General features: G+C 65.6%; 14 protein-coding genes. 7 read left to right on the top strand and 7 right to left on the bottom strand.

From position 1 onward, the window contains the following. The first annotated feature begins 98 nt into the window (after positions 1–98). Positions 99–5,537 carry a DEAD/DEAH box helicase gene (locus tag HMPREF2944_RS01380; protein ID WP_070679733.1) on the top strand — a complete coding sequence of 1,813 codons (5,439 nt, stop codon included), beginning with the start codon at positions 99–101 and terminating at the stop codon, positions 5,535–5,537. Between the two features lie 324 nt (positions 5,538–5,861). On the opposite strand, the gene HMPREF2944_RS01375 is transcribed toward HMPREF2944_RS01380, so the two are convergent. Next, positions 5,862–6,563: a TetR/AcrR family transcriptional regulator gene (locus tag HMPREF2944_RS01375; RefSeq protein ID WP_246826231.1), complete on the bottom strand. Its 702-nt coding sequence runs from the start codon at positions 6,561–6,563 to the stop codon at positions 5,862–5,864. A 382-nt stretch (positions 6,564–6,945) separates the two neighbouring features. On the opposite strand from HMPREF2944_RS01375, the gene HMPREF2944_RS01370 reads away from it, so the two are divergent. From HMPREF2944_RS01370 to HMPREF2944_RS01350, 5 genes are all read left to right on the top strand, one after another. Next, the gene (locus HMPREF2944_RS01370; protein ID WP_083313041.1) at positions 6,946–8,139 is read left to right on the top strand and encodes a pseudouridine synthase; all 1,194 of its coding nucleotides are present in this window, start codon (positions 6,946–6,948) and stop codon (positions 8,137–8,139) included. An 86-nt stretch (positions 8,140–8,225) separates the two neighbouring features. After that, on the top strand, positions 8,226–9,491 hold the full coding sequence (locus tag HMPREF2944_RS01365; RefSeq protein WP_083313040.1) for a glycoside hydrolase family 76 protein: 1,266 nt from the start codon (positions 8,226–8,228) through the stop codon (positions 9,489–9,491). Between the two features lie 66 nt (positions 9,492–9,557). Continuing rightward, entirely contained in the window at positions 9,558–10,496 is a 939-nt protein-coding gene (locus tag HMPREF2944_RS01360) for a Dyp-type peroxidase (protein ID WP_070679728.1), read from the top strand. 114 nt (positions 10,497–10,610) lie between these two features. Next, entirely contained in the window at positions 10,611–11,921 is a 1,311-nt protein-coding gene (tgt, locus tag HMPREF2944_RS01355; RefSeq protein WP_070679725.1) for a tRNA guanosine(34) transglycosylase Tgt, read from the top strand. A 42-nt stretch (positions 11,922–11,963) separates the two neighbouring features. After that, the gene (locus HMPREF2944_RS01350) at positions 11,964–12,467 is read left to right on the top strand and encodes an SRPBCC family protein (protein ID WP_070483353.1); all 504 of its coding nucleotides are present in this window, start codon (positions 11,964–11,966) and stop codon (positions 12,465–12,467) included. A gap of 117 nt (positions 12,468–12,584) precedes the next feature. Here the strand turns inward: HMPREF2944_RS01350 and HMPREF2944_RS01345 are convergent, their stop codons facing one another. From HMPREF2944_RS01345 to HMPREF2944_RS01320, 6 genes are all read right to left on the bottom strand, one after another. Beyond that, a complete protein-coding gene (locus tag HMPREF2944_RS01345; protein WP_070648306.1) occupies positions 12,585–13,271 on the bottom strand; it encodes a hypothetical protein in 687 nt (228 codons plus the stop codon). A gap of 165 nt (positions 13,272–13,436) precedes the next feature. Further along, complete coding sequence (locus HMPREF2944_RS01340; protein WP_070679722.1) at positions 13,437–14,567, bottom strand: phosphoglycerol transferase; 1,131 nt, start codon at positions 14,565–14,567, stop codon at positions 13,437–13,439. Between the two features lie 134 nt (positions 14,568–14,701). Continuing rightward, positions 14,702–15,226 (bottom strand): acyl-CoA thioesterase, encoded by a 525-nt coding sequence (locus tag HMPREF2944_RS01335; RefSeq protein WP_070679719.1) that lies wholly within the window; start codon positions 15,224–15,226, stop codon positions 14,702–14,704. A gap of 321 nt (positions 15,227–15,547) precedes the next feature. Further along, a complete protein-coding gene (locus HMPREF2944_RS01330) occupies positions 15,548–17,053 on the bottom strand; it encodes an amino acid permease (protein WP_049333977.1) in 1,506 nt (501 codons plus the stop codon). A 216-nt stretch (positions 17,054–17,269) separates the two neighbouring features. After that, complete coding sequence (locus HMPREF2944_RS01325; protein WP_070679716.1) at positions 17,270–18,727, bottom strand: amino acid permease; 1,458 nt, start codon at positions 18,725–18,727, stop codon at positions 17,270–17,272. A 111-nt stretch (positions 18,728–18,838) separates the two neighbouring features. After that, positions 18,839–19,567, bottom strand: coding sequence for a queuosine precursor transporter (locus HMPREF2944_RS01320; RefSeq protein WP_070679713.1), 729 nt, complete (start codon positions 19,565–19,567; stop codon positions 18,839–18,841). A 281-nt stretch (positions 19,568–19,848) separates the two neighbouring features. On the opposite strand from HMPREF2944_RS01320, the gene HMPREF2944_RS01315 reads away from it, so the two are divergent. Further along, the gene (locus HMPREF2944_RS01315; protein ID WP_070679710.1) at positions 19,849–20,817 is read left to right on the top strand and encodes a hypothetical protein; all 969 of its coding nucleotides are present in this window, start codon (positions 19,849–19,851) and stop codon (positions 20,815–20,817) included. Positions 20,818–20,819 lie beyond the last annotated feature (2 nt).

Raw genomic sequence — 20,819 nt, 5'->3', positions numbered from 1 at the left:
AGTAAAATATTATGGGGTCCGCATGTTATCTGTCAAGCCATCATCACCCCGCACCACCCGTAAATCAAGTGACCCGTAACACGCGTCATAATTGAAGCATGACCGATGCACTCTCCCACTTCTCCGCCCCCGTCCGCGAGTGGTTCCGCCGCGCCTTCAGCACGCCCACCGCCGCGCAGGAAGGCGCATGGGAGAGCATCCGCGAGGGCCGCAACACCCTCATCATTGCACCCACCGGCTCGGGCAAGACCCTCGCGGCCTTCCTCTGGTCCCTCGACGCCCTCTACCGCGAACACCGTGAGCGGGCCGCCGGCACCGCGCAGCCTCCGCGCGGCACGCGGATTCTCTACATTTCGCCCCTCAAAGCCCTCGGCGCTGACGTCGAACGCAACCTGCGCGCGCCGCTGGCCGGCATCACGCGACTGAGCGCCGCGGACGCCGGAAGCGCACCGGAGGAGCCCCTCATCACCGTGGGTGTGCGTAGCGGCGACACCCCCGCCCGCGAGCGCCGCCAGCTCATCAGCAACCCACCGGACATTCTCATCACCACCCCCGAGTCTCTCTACCTCATGCTCACCAGCTCCGCCCGCGACACCCTCGCCGGCGTCACCACGGTCATCGTGGATGAGATTCACAACCTGGCCGCCACCAAGCGCGGGGCGCACCTGGCCGTTTCCCTCGAGCGCCTGGACGCGCTCCTGCCCGAACCTGCCCAGCGCATCGGGCTCTCCGCGACCATCGAGAACCCCAACGCTGTGGCCCGTTTTCTGGGCGGCGTGCAGCCCGTGAACATCGTCAACAAACCGGTACCCAAGCGCTGGGACCTGAGTCTGAGCGTTCCCGTTCCCGATATGGCGGCCCTCGGCGGGGCAAACGATTACGGGCAGGGCCTCTACGGGCCGGGCGAGGGGGCAGGAGGCGCACCGAAACCGGCCTTTCCCGCCGCCATGCCCGTTGCCGATCCCTCCGCCGACCCTTCCGCAGAAAGCCCCTCCGCCCCCGGCTACACCCTCGAGGATGCCATCGGGGTTTTCCCCACCGCGCCCTCGGCCGGTTCCGAGGCTCCCGGAGTGCCCGGGGACGAAACCGGCGGAACGGGCGGAACGGGCGCGGAGGAGCTCGCATCCTTCGGCCTCAACGCCGTTCTTGACCCCGCAGAGGCCTACGCGGAGGCCGCGGGCGGGACGGAGGGGCACGCCGAGACCTCCATCTGGCCCCGAGTGCAGGAACGCATCGTCGACCACATCGAGAACAACCGTTCTACGATCGTTTTCGTGAACTCCCGCGGGCTTGCCGAAAAGCTCACCGCGGCGCTCAACGACATTCACCTGCGCCGCGAGCTCGCCCGGCGGGGCATCGACCCCGAGGAGTACGCCGCACAGACTGATGTGAACTCCCCCGAGGCCGTGCCTCCCCTGGCCCGCGCCCACCACGGCTCCGTCTCCAAGGAACAGCGCACCCTCATCGAGGAGGCGCTCAAGGGCGGAACCCTGCGCTGCGTGGTGGCCACCAGCTCGCTCGAGCTGGGTATCGATATGGGCCACGTGGACCTCGTCATTCAGGTGGCCGCGCCTCCCTCCGTCGCCTCCGCCCTGCAGCGCGTGGGCCGCGCCGGCCACCGCGTGGGCGATATCTCCCGCGGCGTCTTCTATCCCAAGCACCGCGGCGACCTCCTCGGGGCGACCGTGCCCCTCGCGGGTATGCGCAGCGGCACCCTCGAGCCGCTCGCGATTCCCACCAACCCCCTGGATGTGCTCGCCCAGCAGACCGTGGCCGCCTGCGCCCTTGGGCCCATCAGCGTTGACTCCTGGTACGAGGCCCTGCGTCGCAGCGCCCCCTACTCCGAGCTGCCCCGCGCCCTCTTCGACGCCACGCTCGAAATGCTCGCCGGCCGCTACCCCTCCGACGAGTTCGCCGAGCTGCGCCCGCGCATCCTCTGGGATCGAACCCCCACCGAGCAGGCACCCTCCGGCAGTATCGAGGGCCGCCCCGGGGCTCAGCGCCTCGCCGTCACGAGCGGTGGAACCATCCCCGACCGCGGTCTCTTTCCCGTCTACCTCGTCGGCGGGGACGAGGAACGCGGCCCCAAGCGCGTCGGCGAGCTCGACGAGGAAATGGTCTACGAATCCCGGGCCGGCGAGGTCATCACCCTCGGCGCCAGCAGCTGGCGCATCGAGGAAATCACCCACGACGCGGTGCGTGTCACCCCCGCCCCCGGCCTGCCCGCGCGCCTGCCCTTCTGGCACGGCGACCGCGCAGGACGCCCCTACGCCCTGGGCCTGCAAACGGGTGCCTTCACCCGAGCCCTCGCCTCTCTGGAGGCCGCGGATGCACCCGCCGCCCGCGGACAGCTCGGGCAGCTCGGCCTGGACCGCTGGGCCGTGGACAACCTGCTGGCCTACCTGCGCGAGCAGCGCGAATCCACGGGTGCCGTTCCCTCCGACCGGCGCCTCATCGTGGAACGTCACCGCGACGAGCTGGGCGATTGGCGGCTGATTCTCCACTCGCCCCTGGGCTACTCGGTGCACGCCCCCTGGGCCCTCGCGGTGCGCGCCCGCATTATCGAGCGCTACGGCGTGGACGCCTCGGTCATGGCGGCTGACGACGGCATCGTCCTGCGTCTGCCCGCGATGGAGGACGTGCCACCCGGGGCCGACCTCTTCCTCTTCGACCCCGAAGAGCTGGAGGGCATCGTCACCGATAGCGTGGCCGATTCGGCTCTTTTCGGCTCGCGCTTCCGCGAGAACGCGGCCCGCGCCCTGCTACTGCCCCGGCGTAATCCCGGCAAGCGCACGCCGCTCTGGCAGCAGCGTCAGCGCGCCGCGCAGCTTCTGGACGTGGCCCGCAAGTACCCCGAGTTCCCCATCCTGCTGGAGACCGCCCGCGAGTGCCTGCAGGACGTGTACGATCTGCCGGCCCTGCTACAGGTGCACCGCGCCCTGGAGTCTCGCAGTATTGCCCTGATGGAGGTGGAGACCGAGGCTCCTTCGCCCTTCGCCCGCACCCTGCTCTTCGAGTACGTGGCCGAGCACCTCTACGATGCGGATGCGCCCGCCGCCGAGCGCCGCGCCGCCGCCCTAGCCCTGGACCCGGCCATGCTCGCGGAGCTTTTGGGCACGACCGGGCTGCGCGAGCTGCTGGACCCTGCGGTACTGACGCAGACCCTGGCCCGCCTGCAGCGCACGGGCGAACGCTACCGGGCCTCCGGGGTGGAGGGTGCGGCGGACCTGCTGCGACAGCTGGGCCCGTTGAGCGCCCGCGAGCTGGCCGAGCGACTCCGCCCGGAGTCTGCCGAGCCCGAGCCGACGACTCCGGATCGATCCGCCGAGCACTGCCCCGCGGAACCCCCGGTGAGCGAGGAGTACGCCCGCGAGCTGGCCGAGCGACTCGTGCACGCGCGGCGCGCCTATTCCTTCAAGGGGCCGGGGACTCCGGAAAGCGGCCCGCAGCTCTACTACGCCGCGGTTGAGGACGCGGCCCGCCTGCGCGACGGCCTGGGCATTATGCCCGCCGCGGCGCTACCGCTCGCCTTCCTGGAGCCGGTGGCCGAACCGCTCGAGGACCTGGTCTCCCGTTTTGCCCGCACCCACATTCCCTTCGGAGTGCACGAGGCTGCGGCCCACTTCTCGCGCTTGACTCCGGTGGGCACCGGCGTGCTTCTCCCCGTGCTGCTGCGCCTGCAGCGCCAGCGGCGCGTGACCTCCGGCGAGTTCCTGCCCGAGGTGATGCGGGGCGCCTCCGAGTGGGCCGAGGGGCCGGGCGGCTCCCCCGAGTGGGTGGATGTGCAGGTTCTACGCACGATTCGCGCCCGCTCACTTGCGGCACTGCGGCAGGAGATTGAGCCGGTCCCCGCGCGGGCCTACGGATTCTTCCTGCCCACATGGCAGAACGTTCGTTCTTTATCGGTACGAGTGGCCCGGCCCCTGGCCGAGGCGAGCGCCTACGGCGCGTACCTCGAGCCGCAACGCACGGCCCGAATTATCGACGAGGCACCCGCGCCCCTCACCTCCGCCGCGCCCGAGAACGCCCGGGAGGAACAGACCGGCGCGCCGAACGGCGCTCAAGGCCTCGACGAGCCCGCCCTGCAGGAGGAGCTGCTGACCGCCATCGACCAGCTGGCCGGTGTGCGCATGCCCGCCTCCGCTCTGGAAACGCTCATCCTGCCGGCCCGTGTGAAGGGCTACCGCCCGCACCTGCTCGACGAGCTCATGATGACCGGCTGCGTCTTCTTCACCGGGGCCGGTCGGCTCGGCGGCGCCTCCCAGCGCTCCGACGGCTGGATTCGCCTGCACCTGAGCGAGAGCGCGCCGCTCACCCTGGGCCCCGGCTACCCCGCGGATTTTCTGCGGGAGGAGGAGCCCGAGCTCCTCGAGCGCCTGCAGACCCCCGGCACCCTCGAGCACGCAATCCACGAGGCGCTCGCCCACGGCGGCCTCTTCGTGCCGGCCCTGCGCGAGCGGGTCGTTCAGATTCTCAGTGGGGCGGCGGCCCCCGGCCAGACGGTCTCATTCCCGGATACCGCCGAGCTCTCGAGCGCCCTGTGGCGCCTCGTGTGGGCCGGCGTGCTGACGAACGATTCCTTCGGCCCGGTTCGCGCGACGCTTGCGGGGGTCAGGAGCGCGCATCCGACCCCGGCGGCCGCCCCTCGCCTCTCGCGGGTGGGTCGCCGCGGAGCCGGCCGCATCGCGGCGGCGCGAGCCTCGATGGGCCGTTCCCTGCGCGGCGGGTACGCCGGGGGAGGTCCCTCGCCGGTGGCCCCGCAGGATAGCGGCCGCTTCTCTCGCGTAGACTCCCTACTGGGCGAGCCTCTGGACCCCACGGTGGCTGCCCTGGCGCGCGCCGACCTGCTCTTGGACCGCTACGGCGTGCTTACGCGCGGTTGCCTGCAGGGCGAGGACTCCCCCGGCGGCTTCAGCCAGCTCTACCGCATCTACTCCGAGGCCGAGGACCGTGCGCTCGTGCGCCGCGGCTACTTTATCGAGGGCCTGGGCGCCGCACAGTTCGCGGCCCCCGCCACGGTGGATGCGCTACGCTCGGCGGCCGACCGCCTCGGCCCGCGCGATGAGCGACCGCGCCGCACCGCGACCGAGGAGGTGTTCGGCACGTTCACGGTGACGCTTCTGGCCGCCACGGACCCGGCCAACCCCTACGGTGCCGCCCTCGCCTGGCCCGAGCTGTCGAAGCTCTCGGAGGGCTCGGCACCCCTGCGGCACCGCCCGGCTCGCAAGGCCGGCGCCTGCGTGGTGCTCGTGGATGGTGCACCTGTGCTCTACCTGGAGCGCGGCGCGAAGACCCTGCTCATCTTTACGACCGACCCGGTTCTGCTCGAGGCGGCCGCCCCGGCCATCGCGCGCATGATGGACTCGGGCGGCATGGATAAGATCTCGATTGAGAAGGTCAACGACGTGGAGCTTCTCACCGACTCCCCCACCCTCAACCGGCAGGGTGAGGATCCGGTGCAGATTCTGCGCCGCGCCCTGCAGCATCAGGGGTTCTACGCCACGGTGCGCGGGCTCTCCATGCGCCGACCTCTCTAGCGCCGGCTCGCCCGTACCGGTTTAGGACGACTCCCCGACGCGGCGAGGCATCCGCAGGGGCCTTCCGCGCACGACAAAGCGCCCCGCGCCTCCCCATGAGGGAGGTGCGGGGCGCTCTGCGTTCCCTACTCACAAACCGGATGGTATTCCCGGAATCCGCCGCGCTCTCGGGGTCCTCGAGACGGTGGGCCGTGGCGCGATACCTCGGCCCACCGGCTCGAGCCCGGGGGCCCGGCGGAGGAATATCCGTCCGGGGATCCGCGGCCCCATTGTCGTCGAATCCTGCAACCAAACATCGGAGAGGGAAGTTTGCGGACCGTGAGGCTAGTAGCCTCCGGTGAGGGTATCGACGGCACCCAGGCACAGGTCAATGGCTTCTTCCAGCCCCAGACCGCGGGTGCGCACGGTGCGCTGGTCGCGGGGGTTGAGCTGCACCACGTGCAGGGCGAAGTAATCCACGAGCTGCAACCAGCCGCCGAGAATGACGCGGGTGCGGTCGTTAATCGGCATGCCGGTACGCTTGAGCATCCATTCGAGGTAGTCCGTGGGGTTATTGGGGAAGTCCTCACCGCCGGGGGTGGGGACGCCCGCCACCACGAGGAAGTACGTGCGCAGTGCATTGCGCAGAGCCTCTTCGGGGTTCTCGTGATGCTCGCCCAACGCCTCGAGAACCGCCTTGGCCTCGCGGCGGGTGACCGCCGCGGCGAGCGAGTCCTTGCCGGGGAAGTAGTGGTAGAGCAGCGCGCGGGTGATGCCCGCATCGCGGGCGATGGCGCTCATGGACGCGCCGAGCACGCCCTTGCGCGCAAAGTGTTCCGAAGCCACCTGAAGAATCTGCTCTTCACGCTCGTGCGGTTCCATTCGCAACGCACCCGCGGTGCGGTGTTCTGCGCCCTGTTCGGTGAACGGCGCAGAAACTTTAGCCTCGGCGACTGTGCCTTGAGGTGCGTGTGAAGTGTCAGATTGCACCGGTGCAACCGGGGGAGTTCCCTTAATCTCTGCTTCCTTACGCTGTTTCTGTCCCATTTCGACCCCTTCGTTCGATTTTTCGAACTTCTGTGTCTTAATCGTAACGCTTTAATGCGCTTCTCAGCCTTTTTAAAAGTATTTATGACGTAGGCTATTCAGCCTACCAGGTCTCTATACGCTTCACATCTTTTAATCTGCAACGGGCTATATACTCTAAATGAAGTATTTATTATTGATGGTTTGACAGGGTTTTCGAAAATAACGTATATATTCATTTGTTTTTGTAAAATTAGCTTTATTTTTTTAAATTAAATCCCGAATATTTTCAAAAATGTGTGAGTATTTCGTTTTTATCCCCACCTATTCCCACAAGAACAGATGAGTGTCAGATAAATCTGCGATTCCTCTAGGCCGCCGCACCAACCGGTACAGTAGAGCCATGCCCACCCACGATTCCCACCGCGACACGCCGAGGGCCCGTAACACCCCGGAGCTGAGCACCTCCACCCGGATCACCTCTGTGCAGGAAACCTCCGCGCAGCACGCCAAGCCCGCCCGCCGCACGCATCGCCGCCTGCTGGCCCCTCCGCTGGCGCAGAAGAACGGCATCGACCCCATCCAGCTCATGCTCCCCCACCCCGAGGAGCTCCCGGAGGAACTCTCCCCCGGCGGACGCGCCCCCGCCACGATTGCCGACTACCTCATCGCGCGCTTCTACCCGAACGACCCGCAGATTATTCACTCCCGCTTCGAAACCGGCGAGGTGCGCCTGGATGACGGCACGGTGCTGACCGCCTCCAGCCCCTACGCGCCCGGCGAGCGCATCTGGTACTTCCGCGAGCTCGCCGATGAGCCCGAACTCCCCTCCGACATGCCGGTACTCTACGAGGACGAGCACGTGCTGGCCATCGACAAACCCCACTTTCTGCCCACCACCCCGCGCGGTTCCTATATCGCGCAGACCGCGCTGACCAAGCTACGCGTGCGCGAGGGCAACCCGCTGCTCATCCCAATTCACCGACTCGACCGCCCCACCGCCGGGGTGTTACTCTTCGCCAAAACCGTTCAGGCGCGCCGCCCCTTCCAGATGATGTTCCAGCACCGCCTGGTATCGAAGACCTACCGCGCTGTGGCCCCGGTGCCCGCCGACCCCACCGCCGCCGAACAAGCCCTGAGCACGGAGGGGCTGCGGGTGCGTTCACACATTCAGAAGGTGCGCGACGTGTTGCAGGTCCGGCAGCTCTCAGAGACGGAGTGCGTGGCGCGGGGCGTGGAGCCGAACACCCTCACCACCGCGCGCATCCTGGAAACCTTCACCCCCAACCCGGCCGAGGCCGAGGCCTGGGGCGTCGAATCCGGTCGCCCGTGGGGCCTCTACGACCTCGCCCCGCACACCGGTAAGACCCATCAGCTGCGAGCGCACCTGAACCTGCTGGGCGCCCCGATTCTTGGGGACGTACTCTACCCGCGTGTGCTCCCCGACGGACCCGACCGCCCCGAGCGCCCGCTGCAACTGCTGGCCTACACTTTGAGCTTCGAACATCCCATCACCGGCGAGCCCATCAGCCTGCGTAGCGGTCGCACATTAAGTGCATGGGAGATCAAGAACAGCGCGGTGTGGGAGGCAAGCTGAACCCCCGGAGGGACCGGTGATGACCCGGCACCAAAAAATGCGATAATGCAGAAGTAAGACTTCACCGTACACATATAGAGGGCACCGTGAATTCCCAGCCGTCTTCCCACACCGCGCACTCCCCGGCATCTATGAGCGAGTACGCGGAACGCACCTCCTCCCACGCCGAGGCCGCAGCCGTCAGCGTCACCGACACCTTCGTGCACCGCATCCTCGGCGTGCCCGGAGCGCTCATCGGATCCATTCAGGTACCCGACCCCCGCCCGCTGAGCCAGCGCCTGAACACGTGGCACTACTGGTGGCAGGCCCACCTGCTCGAGTGCATCATCGACGCCGGCCAGCGCCACCTGCGCGAGGGTCGCATCACTGAGGCTCAGGAGCAGCTGCACCGTGCCCGCGCGCTGCTGCGCGGCATCAACGTGCGCAACCTTGGCCGCTACGCCAACGACTACTTTGACGACATGGCCTGGCTGACCCTCGCGGTGGGCCGCATGAACTCCTTCTCGATTGAGCTGACCGGCGCAAACGACGTGGCCGCACAGGACGCCGGGGCCGCCCTCTTCGAGCAGCTCGCCAAGGGCTTCGCGCCCGGCGGAGGCATGAGCTGGCGCAAGTCCAAGCGCGACTTCGTGAACGCCGCGGCCACCGCACCGGCAGCTATCGCATACGCTCGCGCGGGTGACCCGCACACCGCCGCCGCCCTCATTGACTGGATGAACGCAACCCTCTGGGACGCAGAACGTTCGCTCTATATGGACGGCGTGAACGTTCGCGGCGAGGAGTACGAGCTCGAACGCGGCGAGTACACCTACAACCAGGGCACCGCACTGGGTGCCCTGCTAACCCTGGCCGCCTCCGGCGTGCCCTGCGAGGTGGACCCTATCGAGCGTGCGGAGCGCCTTATTGTGGGCATCGTGAAGCACATGACCGAGGAGGTCGAATTTGTCTCCGGAGCGCGCCGCCGCATCCTCATCTCGCACGGCGACGGCGATGGCGGCCTCTTCACCGGTATCCTGGTGCGCTACCTGGGCATGGCGGCATCCTCGCCCCTGCTGAGCGACGAGGCCCGCGCCCTGGCCTCCAGCCTTATCTACTCGACCGCCCGCGCCCTGTGGGAGGGCCGCCGCGAATTCGACCCGAACCTGCCGATGAACGAGCTGGGCATCGACCCCAACGAGATTCGCGGTCGGGCGCTCGTGCAGTTCTCCCCGCGCTTCACGCAGGCCACGAGCGAGGCGCTCAAGCCCGGCGTGCCCGTAGAGTTCTCCACGCAGCTGCAGGCCTGGATTATTCTCGAGACCGCCGCGCGCCTGGCCCATGCTCGCGATATCGCTTCGCACCGCGGCTACTAGAGACCGGGCGGTATGTTAGGGCTGGGTTCATTGCGGGGGCGTGCGCGCGGGCGTACGGTGAATTTTATGCTTGCTTCAGAATCACAACAGGTCACTGCCAGCCCGAACGCTAACACCATTTTCATGGTGTGGAAGTTCAAGGAAGGCCTCAGCCAGGATGCGCTCATTGAGGGGTTCCAGAACCTCTGCGGGCTCGTCATTAACCTCAACCACACCGCCGCGAACCGCTACTCGTCCGAGAACGCCAGCATTGTGCTGGGTATCAGCCACAGCGCGTGGCTGACCCTGGATCTGCCCAAGCCGCTGCCGCAGGAGCTTGTGGACTTCGAGGAGATTAGGGGCCCCAAGCACACCGCGGTGTCCACTCCCGGCGATTTGCACTTCCACATCCGTGCGACCCAGCCGTCCGTCGCCTACGATATGGCCTCCGCTATTACCGCGGCTCTGCGCGATGTAGCCGAGGTACTCGAAGAGGTGCACGGCTTCCGCTACTGGGATGGCCGCGCCATCATCGGTTTTGTGGACGGCACCGAGAACCCGCAGACCCCCGCGGCACGTGAATACTTCGGTCTCATCGGTGACAGCGACCCCATGTACAGGGGCGGCAGCTACCAGTTCGTGCAGAAGTACATCCACGACATGACCGCGTGGAACGCCCTGCCTGTCTCCGAGCAGGAGAAGGTCATTGGCCGTTCCAAGCAGGACGACATTGAGATGAGCGAGGACGAAAAGCCCGCCAACTCGCACTCCGCTATCGCCAATATCGGTGACGATTTCAAGGTTATTCGCGACAACATGCCCTTCGGCACCGTGGGTAACAACGAGCTGGGCACCTACTTCATCTGCTACGCCAGCACCTTCTCGACCGTTCAGAAGATGCTGAAGAACATGTTCATGGGAGTGGATGGCGCCAACTACGACCGCCTGCTGGATTTCAGCACCGCGGTGACCGGCACCCTCTTCTTCGTGCCGACCGTGGATATGCTCGGCGACTTCGCAGGCTAAGATCAGCTACTCTCAGCTAAATTCTCGTGAACCCCGCCTCCGGCAAGAGAGGCGGGGTTTTCCGGTAGGCTAAGGTGTAGACATTCAGACGGAAAGCAAACAATCGAGAGAAGAATGAGCGTTCTAGATAACTCTTTCCCCACCGAGGACTTTGGCTTCACCATCACCAGCCGCCTGGCGGACACCGCCTCCCCCAGCGTTGAACGTGTGGAAGCCAACGGCGGACAGTTCCGCGGACGCACCGGTGTTATCACCACCCCGCACGGACAGATCCAGACCCCCGCCTTCACCCCCGTGGGCACCAAGGCAACCGTCAAGGCGGTCCTGCCCGAATCCATGAAGGAGCTCGGCGCTCAGGCTCTGCTCTCCAACGCCTACCACCTGTACCTGCAGCCCGGCCCCGAAATCCTGGATGCGGCAGGCGGCCTGGGCGCATTCATGAACTGGGACGGCCCCACCTTCACCGACTCCGGCGGCTTCCAGGTCATGAGCCTGGGCTCCGGCTTCAAGAAGGTAATCGACATGGGTACCGTCGCGGACGCTAAGGGCGCCGACGGCCGCCCCCTCGGCGACGACGACGTGGCGAAGGGCAAGGAACGCCTCGCCCACATTGACGACGACGGCGTGAACTTCAAGTCGCACATTGACGGCTCGATTCACCGCTTCACCCCCGAGGTGTCCATGCAGGTTCAGCACCAGATCGGTGCCGACGTCATGTTCGCCTTCGACGAGCTGACCACCCTCTACAACTCCCGCGGCTACCAGGAGGAGGCGCTCGAACGCACCCGCCTGTGGGCGCTGCGCTGCATCGCCGAGCACCAGCGCCTGACCACTGAGCGCGTGGGCAAGCCCTACCAGGCGCTGTTCGGCGTCATTCAGGGTGCACAGTACGAGGACCTGCGCCGCAAGGCATGCCAGGATCTGGGCTCCATGCCCTTCGACGGCTTCGGCATCGGTGGTGCGCTCGAGAAGGAAAACCTCGGCACCATCGTGCGCTGGTGCGCCGAAGAGCTGCCCGAATCCAAGCCCCGCCACCTGCTCGGCATCTCCGAACCCGACGACATCTTCGTCGGCATCGAAAACGGTGTAGACACCTTCGACTGCGTCTCCCCCACCCGCGTGGCACGCAACGCCGCCGTCTACTCCCCCACCGGCCGCTACAACATCACCAACGCGCGCTTCAAGGCGGACTTCTCGCCCATCTACGAGGGCTGCGACTGCTACACCTGCACCCACTACACCCGCGCCTACCTGCGTCACCTCTTCAAGGCCGACGAGCGCCTGGCGGCGACCCTCGCCTCCATCCACAATGAGCGTTTCATCGTGCGCATGGTGGACGACGCCCGCGAGGCCATCAAGGACGGCACCTACTTCGAGTACCGCGACGAGTTCCTCGGTAACTACTACTCCGGTAAGAAGCCCTAAGCCCGCCGACCGCACAGCCCACGACCTCATCAGGAGAAAACCATGAGCATCACCCGCGTCCCCGACGAGGAGCTCCTCGTCTTCGACCACGAGATTGCCGCACCCATCGAAGACGTCTTCGGCGCGTACATGGACCCCGAGCTGCTGGTCCGTTGGTACGGCCCGGCCGGCTGGCACGTGCGCCCCACCGACGTGGTGCTTGAACCCGTGGTGGGCGGCATGCAGCGCCTGTCCATGATCAACGAGGTGGACCCCTCGGTGTCTTGCATCCTGCAGAGCCGCTTTCTGGCCATCGAGCCCTTCAAGGAGATTGAGTACGCCGAGCAGCTGCCCGATCACCTGGGCAACCCCGGCAGCGTGCTGGTCTACCAGCGTCACCGTTTCTTCCCCGAGACCGTGATTACCGCCGACGGCGTGGGGTCCGGAACCCGTATCGTCGTGGAGATTGGCCCCATGCCTCCCTCGGTTCACGAGGAGGTGCGCACCACCTGGCGTTCGACCTTCGCCCGCCTGGACGACGTGCTCGCCACCCGCGGCGAGGCGTAGACCCCACCGCACGGGCTTCTCGAAATAACATGAGCGCCGCGCTGACGATTCAATCGTCAGCGCGGCGCTCGTGTTGTAGGGTCCGTCTCTTGAATCGCGCGGGCTTTGAGATGCCGGCTAGTTGGTCAGCTTCGCGGTGATGACGGTGTTACCACCGTCCAGGGACACGCACTCGGGGGTCGCGCGGTCCACGCCGTCGCCCGGCTTCCAGTAGCAGCGTGCCGACATGACGGTACGCTCGCCATTGGCCTTGTCGGTGACCTCGGCGGGGTTCTGTACTACGAACTGGCGAATCAGTTCCTTGGCGAAGAGGCAATCCACCGCGCCCGAAGCCACCTGAATCGTGGCGTCGTGCTTCAGGTATCCGGTGGCCTCCAGGGTGCCGCAGGTGCCTCCCGCGGACTTCACCTCGGAGGAGGAGAGCGAGGCGGTGCTCGAGGGGGCCGAAGAAGCTCGGGCCGTCGAAGAAGCCTGAGCCTGACCGCCGGTCTGCGCGCTCGCGGTAGCCGTAGCGCTTGCGGTCGTGATGGTGCCCGGGGTGACGGTCGCCTCCGCGGTCGCGGTCTGCACCGTTCCGGGGGTCGGGGTGGTTTCTGTGACGGTCACGGTGCGAGTGGGGCTGGGGGTGGGAGTTGCCTTCGCGCTCGTCGCGCTGGGGCTGGGGGTCGCGGTGGTGCTCGGCGAGGCCGAGGTTCCGCCGCCTCCGGAGCAGGCCGCGAGGGCGAGCAGGAGCGTCGCGCCAAGGGCTGCGGGGGCGTAGCGTTTCGTCCGGCGATGCGGGTGAGGGGTCTGTGCCGGTTGCATGGTGACCTTTCTGCGTCTTTGGTTCCGGGTTCCTTAACCATTCTAGAACGCCGCCTGTGCGGGGGCTATGCCGCACCTCCACAAGCTATGTATGGGCGGAGGGGGCTCCCCGTCATTGCGGGGAGCCCCCTCCGCGATTCGTCACGCCCGGGATCTCACTCCGACCTAGAACTGGCCGCCGCCAATGGGCACCGAGTAGGTTCCGCCGTCGTGGCAGGTCATCACGCCCTCCTCCGGCTCACCGTAGCAGGTAATCTGCTTGCCGGAACCGGTGGGGAACACCGTCACGTTATTCGGTCGCAGCATGAGCGTGTTCGCGGTCGTGCTCTCGGCGTGCAGGGTCGCGGGGGCGACATCCTCCACGCGCTCGTCGTAGGCTCCCGTGGCAAAGTTCATGCGGGTGACGCGCACCGGTGCCGAGAAGGTACGACCCACCGCGCCGTTACCGTCGGTGAGCTGACCGCCCAGACGACGCTCGCAGGTCAGGGTGGATTCGGCGGGGTTCAGCTCGCAGACAGTCCGCTCGTCGTAGCTCTTGAAGCGGTAGTAGCCGGCACCGGAATCGTAGCGGGCAGGCTCCATGAGGAACGGGATCTCGGGGGCGTCCGGGTTCTGCAGGCGAGCCACGAAGGCGGTGTCCTCACCGATGGTGCACTCGGGGGCGCCGCGATCTTCGCGGCGGTTTTCGACCATCTCGTACTGCGGGTTCCAGTAGCAGGTGGCGTCCTGGACCTTCGCGATCTGGTTCTGAGTCAGGTTGTCGTCGGCTCGCGGGGTGGTGACGTATTCGGTCAGCACGTCCAGGGCGTGGGCGCAGTCCACGGTGCCGCGCAGCACCATGATTTCCGCGCCGGTCTTCAGGTAGCCCTTGCGGCCAATGTGCCCGCAGCGCTCGCCGGCGGAGGCGCGTTCGGCCTCCACCTTCTCGGGCGCGCGCGGCGTCTCAGCGGCGGCGGGGCTGGCATCCGCGACGGGGGTTGCCTTTGTCTCAGCAACCGCCGAGGATGCGGAGGGGACGGAATCAGCGGTTGAGGCGGGGGCCGTAGTTTCCGTGACGGTCGGCCTGGTCGTTGCGTGCGGCGTCGGCGTGTTCGGAGTCGGCGTGGCCGTGGAGGAAGGCAGCGGGTGGCGGGTGGGTGAGGCCGTGGCGGTGGGGTTCGGGGAGGACTCGGCGGTGCTCTGGGAGCCACCGAAGCATCCGGTCAGGGCGAGGAGTAGGACGGCGGCGCATCCGGTGGCGCGCACGGTGCGGCGACCCCAGCCTGCGGGGGCTACCTGAGTGTGGTGAAACGACATTGTTCTCTCCTGGGCTGTACCTTTTGCACCCTTTGCAGAAGGTACCTTAAGCATACGCGTTTCCCGTGAACACCGCCTGAATACGGGCCTGCGCGCAAGCCATCCGGGCTGCGCAGGCCCGTACCCTCCCGCGTTTATTCCTTCGGCAGGAAGGACTTGAGCAGCTCTCGCTGCTCGGGGCTGAGTCGAGTCAGTCGCCCCGCCACGGAGTCCCAGAAGGCCAGCACGGTGAAGGCGCGCACGCACTCGCGCTGATCCACCGGGGAGATAATCGAGTAGCCGATACGCACGGATGCGGCGCTCACCTTTTCCACGCGTGCACGTACAGGCACGGGCTCACCGGTGTAGGGCAGCTGCGCGAGGTAGCGGATGCCGTGCTCGGCGATGAGGGCCTGAACGCCCTCGGGCACCAGGTCGAAGAGCGGGATGGGCGGGTTGGGTGCCACGGTCGGTTTCTGTCCCGAGGAAGGCGGCGGGCCGAAGAGGGCCACGCGGGCCTCCTCCATGATCGAGAGCATGGCAACGTTGTTGACGTGTCCGTAGGCGTCCATGTCGCCCCAGCGGGCGGGGACGTACACGGTCAGCTCATCGGCCGCGGTCGTGGCGGCGGAGGCGCCGGCCGCAGAAGTGGTTTTCTGAGGGTTTTCGTGGCTTTGCATGGCTTTAACTCTACTCCTTTCGGAAATACTCCGGAAAATTCACACATAAACACATATTTACATTAAAATCTATGTTCTTCGGAAATTTCACTACTAAAAATATTGGCTCGAATTAAAACGATGAGGCCCGAAAGCTACGATGCTTTCAGGCCTCATCCAACACACAGACATTTGAACGCATACAAGATCATACGGTTCACTATTTATAATAGACCTCTTTCGAGGGCCTGCGTTATTTTTACGGTTATATTACGGCAGAAGCCTTAATCTTCCGTATTTTTCGTTTCTTGACGTTCGCGCCGCGGGAGAACCGCGAGGGGGTTAGCGTCCCAGCTTTGCCGCGGTTTCGAGGGCGTGGTCGGCGTCGTGCTGCGCCGCGTCGTAGCCCTCCGTCGCCCGCTGCGCCTCCGCAAACGTCTGGTCGTCAATCGTGTGGCTGTGACGGATACGAGCGAAGTACAGCACGCTCAGCACCACGAAGTAGCCCACGCCCACCACGGAGGGAATCGCGGATCCGCGCACCCTAAAGAGCGCCACCCACACAGCGAAAAGCAACACAATACCCACGCCGGCGGTGAAGCGTCCACCCCACAGGCGGAACCCGTGCGCGGCGGGCTCAACGCGCTTGTACACGATGTAGGCGAAAAGAATCAGAACCCACACGGTCAGCGCGCACACCATAATCACAAAAATCATGGAGAGGAACGCCTCCTTGGGGCTGTACAGCGCCAGCAGAATAGCAATCACCATGCCGCTGGTCGACAGCCACACGGCACGCGCAGGCACACCCGCGCGGTTCACCCCGGCCAGCGGTCGAGGAGCCATACCGTCAACCGCCAGGGAGTGCAGCAGACGCGCGCCGGCGTACAGGTTCGCGTTCGCGCTCGACAGGGCCGCAATCAGAACCACAAAGTTCACGAAGTGCGCCACGCCGTGCACGCCCAGCTGTTCAAAGACCAGAACGAACGGGGAAGCATCCACAGCGTCGCCCAGGCCCGATGCCGAACGCCACGGAATAACGGCCACCACAATCAGCACGGCCAGCACGTAGAAGGTCGCCAGGCGAATCATCATCGCCTTCGCCGAGGAACGCACCGAACGGGAGGGATCCTTCGCCTCCGCAGCAGAGATCGAGATCATCTCAATACCGCCGAAGGAGAACATCACCACGGCCAGCGACAGCCACACCGACTCCGGGCCGTTAGGCATGAAACCGCCGTCATTGAAGAGGTTTGCGGTACCCACCGCGGCGTGGCCGGGCAGGCCGAAGAAAATCAGGCACAGGCCCACCAGCAGGAAGGCCACAATCGAAATGACCTTGATCGAGGAGAGGAAGAACTCCAGCATGCCGAAGGACTTCACGCTCGTCAGGTTCAGCACAATCAGCGCCGCGCCGAATGCCGCGATGCCCACCCACAGCGGCAGCTGCGGCCACCAATAACTCAGGTAGGTCGCCACCGACACGAGCTCCACGCCGGCAATCAGCACCGTCGCCGTCCAGTAGGCGATGCGCGTCAGGAATCCCGCGAAGGGCCCCAGGTAACGGGTCGCGATCGTGCCGAAGCCGCCACGCACCGGGTAGCGAATCGCCATTTCACCGGTCGCCGCGCCAATCACCGAAGCGAGCGCCGAACCGATGGCGTAGGTCAGAATAACCGCGGGGCCGGCCATGGCAATCGCGGTGCCCGACCCCAGGAAAAGGCCGGTGCCGAGAGCCGAACCCATCACGATCATGGTCATCTGCCCGTGGGACAGGGAACGCTTAAGGGTTCGAGGCTCGGCGGTTCCCGCGGCGACGGGGCCGCGGGTGCTGTCATTGTGGGACACGGCTGTGCCTTCCTTTAGTACGCCCGAGGGCGTGATGTGTGCTGTGTGCTCGCGCTGCAGAAACCGAGGAGTCAAAACCGCTGGGTCGCGGGCGCGAATAATTCCATTGTACGGGTGCCGGTTCGCACGTCCTGCGGCAGAGGCGGGAGCTACCGGATGCGACGGGGCGCCGCGGCTCTTGCCCGCGACGCCCCATCCTATAACTTCAACTTTAGGTTAAGACTCGGTGGCTCGGGCCTGTAGCTCCTCGGCCTCGTGCATTGCATCCAGGTCGGGGCGCTTGAACCCGCCCAGGCGGCGCGAGGCAATCACGTAGCCGATAGAAATCAGCACGAAGAAGACCACGCCCACCATGATGGATTCCTGCACGCCCGAGCCGTCCAGCATGAACAGGGCCACCAGGGTGCCCAGCACGCCCACCAGGGCCAGCCCCGCCGTCAAGCGGCCGCCCAGCACCGTGAAGGAGGAGGCATCCCCCTGGTCCTTCTTGTAGGCCTGGTAGGTCAGCAGAATCATAATCCACACAATCAGTATGCACAGGGTCACCAGGGCCATCAGCAGGGCAAAGATGTTACCGATCTTGGCCACGGCCATCACGGTCGCCACGACAACGCCGGTGAAGGAAATCAGCAGGGCCACCATCGGCACGCCGCGGGAGGTCGTGCGGGCCGCAACCGAGGGGGCCATCTTATCGGCACCCAGGGCGTGCATCAGACGGGTTGCCGCGTACAGCGAGGCGTTCGCACCCGACAGGGCTGCCACCAGCACCACGAAGTTCATGATGTCGGCTGCGAAGGGAATACCCATCTCTGAGAAGACCATCACGAAGGGGGACTCGGTCAGCTCAGAGTTCTGAGCCGCCGTCTGCCACGGCACCAGGCACAGAATAATCGCCATGGACACCACGTAGAAGGTGGACAGACGCCAAATCATCGCCTTCACGCTGGAGGCCACCGAGCGGGCGGGATCCTTCGCCTCCGCGGCGGAGAGCGAAATCATCTCAACACCGCCGAAGGAGAACATGACCACGGCCATCGAAATCCAGATCGACATGGGGCCGTTCGGCAGGAAACCGCCGTCGTTGACAAGGTTCTGCACGCCCGCAGCGCCATGGTTCGGCAGGCCCACGAACACCAGCAACAGGCCAATCACCATGAACACGATGACCGCGGATACCTTAATCGAGGAGAGCAGGAACTCCAACGCGCCGAAGGACTTCACGCTCACCAGGTTCAGCACCAGAATCAGCACGCCGAAGAACGTCACCGAAGCCCACAGGGGAATCTGCGGGAACCAGAACGCCACGTAATGACCCACGGCCACCAGCTCGGCACCGGCCAGCGGCACGGTGCAGGCCCAATAGGCCCAGCGGGTGATGTAGCCGCTAAAGGGGTTCAGGTAGCGGCTCGCAATCGTTCCGAAACCGCCCTGAACCGGGTGGCGCACGGACATCTCGCCCGCGCAGGCGGCGATAATTGCCGCAATCATCGAACCAATAGCGTAGGAGACAATAGCGCCCGGGCCCGCAATCTTAATCGCGGAGGATGAGCCCAGGAACAGACCCGTACCCAGCGCCAAGCCCATCGCAATCATGGTCAGCTGACCGTGGGACAGGGAACGGCTCAGGGAGTCGCCCTTCGACTGCTCAGAGGTATTCTCCCGCAGTGTAGACATAACGTGTCGCTTTCGTTAGGAATGCTGTGTATCGAAAAATGAAGTGTGAATAGGGGAAGGCCGCCCGAGCAAAACGATCGAGCGGCCCCGTGCGTCAGTCCGGTGTCGGGGCTAGGCCACGTACTCCAGCTCGTGACGCTTAAACCAGCCGATGACCGGGTAGCTAATGGGCATGAGGATAACCTCAACCAGGCACTTGTAGACGTAGCCGACCAGCACGTAGTTCAGGAAAGCCTCGGGGGTCTCGATGCCGAGCACCGGAGCCGCAATCGAGCAGAAAATCAAGGTGTCAACCAGCTCTCCGACCAGGGTGGAGACAATCATGCGCAGCCACAGGAAACGACCCTTGGTAGCCTTCTTCATGGACACCATCACCCAGGCGTTCAGGGTCTGGCCGCACAGGTAACCGAGCAGAGAACCGGCGTAAATCTGCCACACGGGACCCAGAACGGCCTCAAAGGACTTCTGGTTCTCGTAGAATCCCGCGGCCGGCAGGTACATGATGACTAGGAAGCACACGGCGGCAAAGGCGGCTGCCACGAAGGAAGCCACGATGGCGCGGCGAGCGCGCTTGAAGCCGTACACCTCGGAGAGCAGGTCGCCAATCACGTAGGCCAGGGGGAAGAGGAAGAAACCGCCGTCGGTCACGATGGTGTTACCGATGACAGGCAGCTCGAAGGGCAGCGGGCCGAACTCCACGCCCTTGGTTGCGCCAATATTCGAGATAATCAGGATGACGCAGGATGCAGCCAGCAACAGATCAAAGTAGCCGCGACGACCGGCCCACGGCACCTTCACGGTGCTCGTCTGAGCCTTCGACTCGCTAACGGGTTTAGCCATAACTCTCCCCAGGTTCTTTCTCATGCGTTGTGTTTCTAGTGGTGGTTGTGTGGTGGGCTGACCACCGTAAACTTCAAATGCGGCACGTGGACCGCGTTCGGTGGGCTCGTCTGCCACCCGAGCCTCTCTAATAGTACCCATATACCGTGCGCCGGGCAGGGTGGGGGCCGCCCGCGCTAAAGTTCGGACGCTCGGGCGCAGCCGCGCCATGCGCCTCTGGGGCGTCTCGGCCCGCGGCGAGAGGTGGCGTCCGGCTTCGAGGCTCTGCCTACAATGGAGCCATGAAGAGGTTGAGCCACCGCCTGCGTCGTCCGCTGATCCACCGCAACCAGCGGCGGCTCAGCGCGCACATTCCGCGGTTGCATCCGCTCCTCCCCCGCGCGGCGCGCCTGGTTCGAGCGGCCGCCACGGTATTTGAGCCGCTCGTACTCGCCTCCTCGGAAATTGTGGGTTACCGCCCGTTCTCGCACCGAGGGCGCACTATCTACTACCGCGTGGATAACCTCAACCTGCTCAGCAACCCCGCTACCGGCCGGGCGCCCGGGCTGCTCCTCTACTTCGACGGCGACCACATCTCACGCGCCGGAAGCCGCCTGCTGCGCCGCCGCTCTTCCCTGCGCGCCGAACTGGCGCAGGTGGCGGCTGAGTTCAATATGCTGTCGGTGCCGGTGCTGTCGCCGGGTAGTCTGCGGGAGCCGCGCCTTACCGACACCGATTCTTATGCGCCTCCGCTGACCTATAACTGGTGGGTTCGTGCCCGCTCAAACGGCAGGATGGTTCGCGCCCTGATTGAGGAGATTTCCTTGGCGTACGGGGTGGATATGAGCCGCGTCTGGCTTGCGGGCTATTCGGGTGGTGCGGAGTTCCTCAGCTATGAGCTGCTGTCGCACGATATTGACTGGCTTCACGGTGGCGGTGCCACCTTCATCGGTGGCGGCGGCGCTGACGGCATACCTACGCGGGTGCGTGAGCGGGCGGCGTTGAGCCCGTCTTCGCATGCGCATCTGCTGATGAGCTGGCACGTGGGTGTTTTGGATGGGCGTTCCCCTTCGGCTCGGCGGCGCATGGCGACGAGCACTGAGGGTAGCTGGTCGGCGCGTATTGCGGCGCAGGAGGGCATCGCCTTCTACGAGGCGCTCGGCGCGCGGACGCTACTGCAGGTGACTCCGGGGCGTGGCCATACGGGGTATCCGATTGCGTCGTTGGTGGGTGCGGATTTGGCGACGGCGACGCGTTTGGGGTTCCTGTAGGG

The sequence above is a fragment of the Rothia sp. HMSC072E10 genome (assembly GCF_001813965.1).
Lineage (GTDB): Bacteria > Actinomycetota > Actinomycetes > Actinomycetales > Micrococcaceae > Rothia > Rothia mucilaginosa_A.
This window is presented reverse-complemented; position numbering and strand designations above follow the sequence as displayed.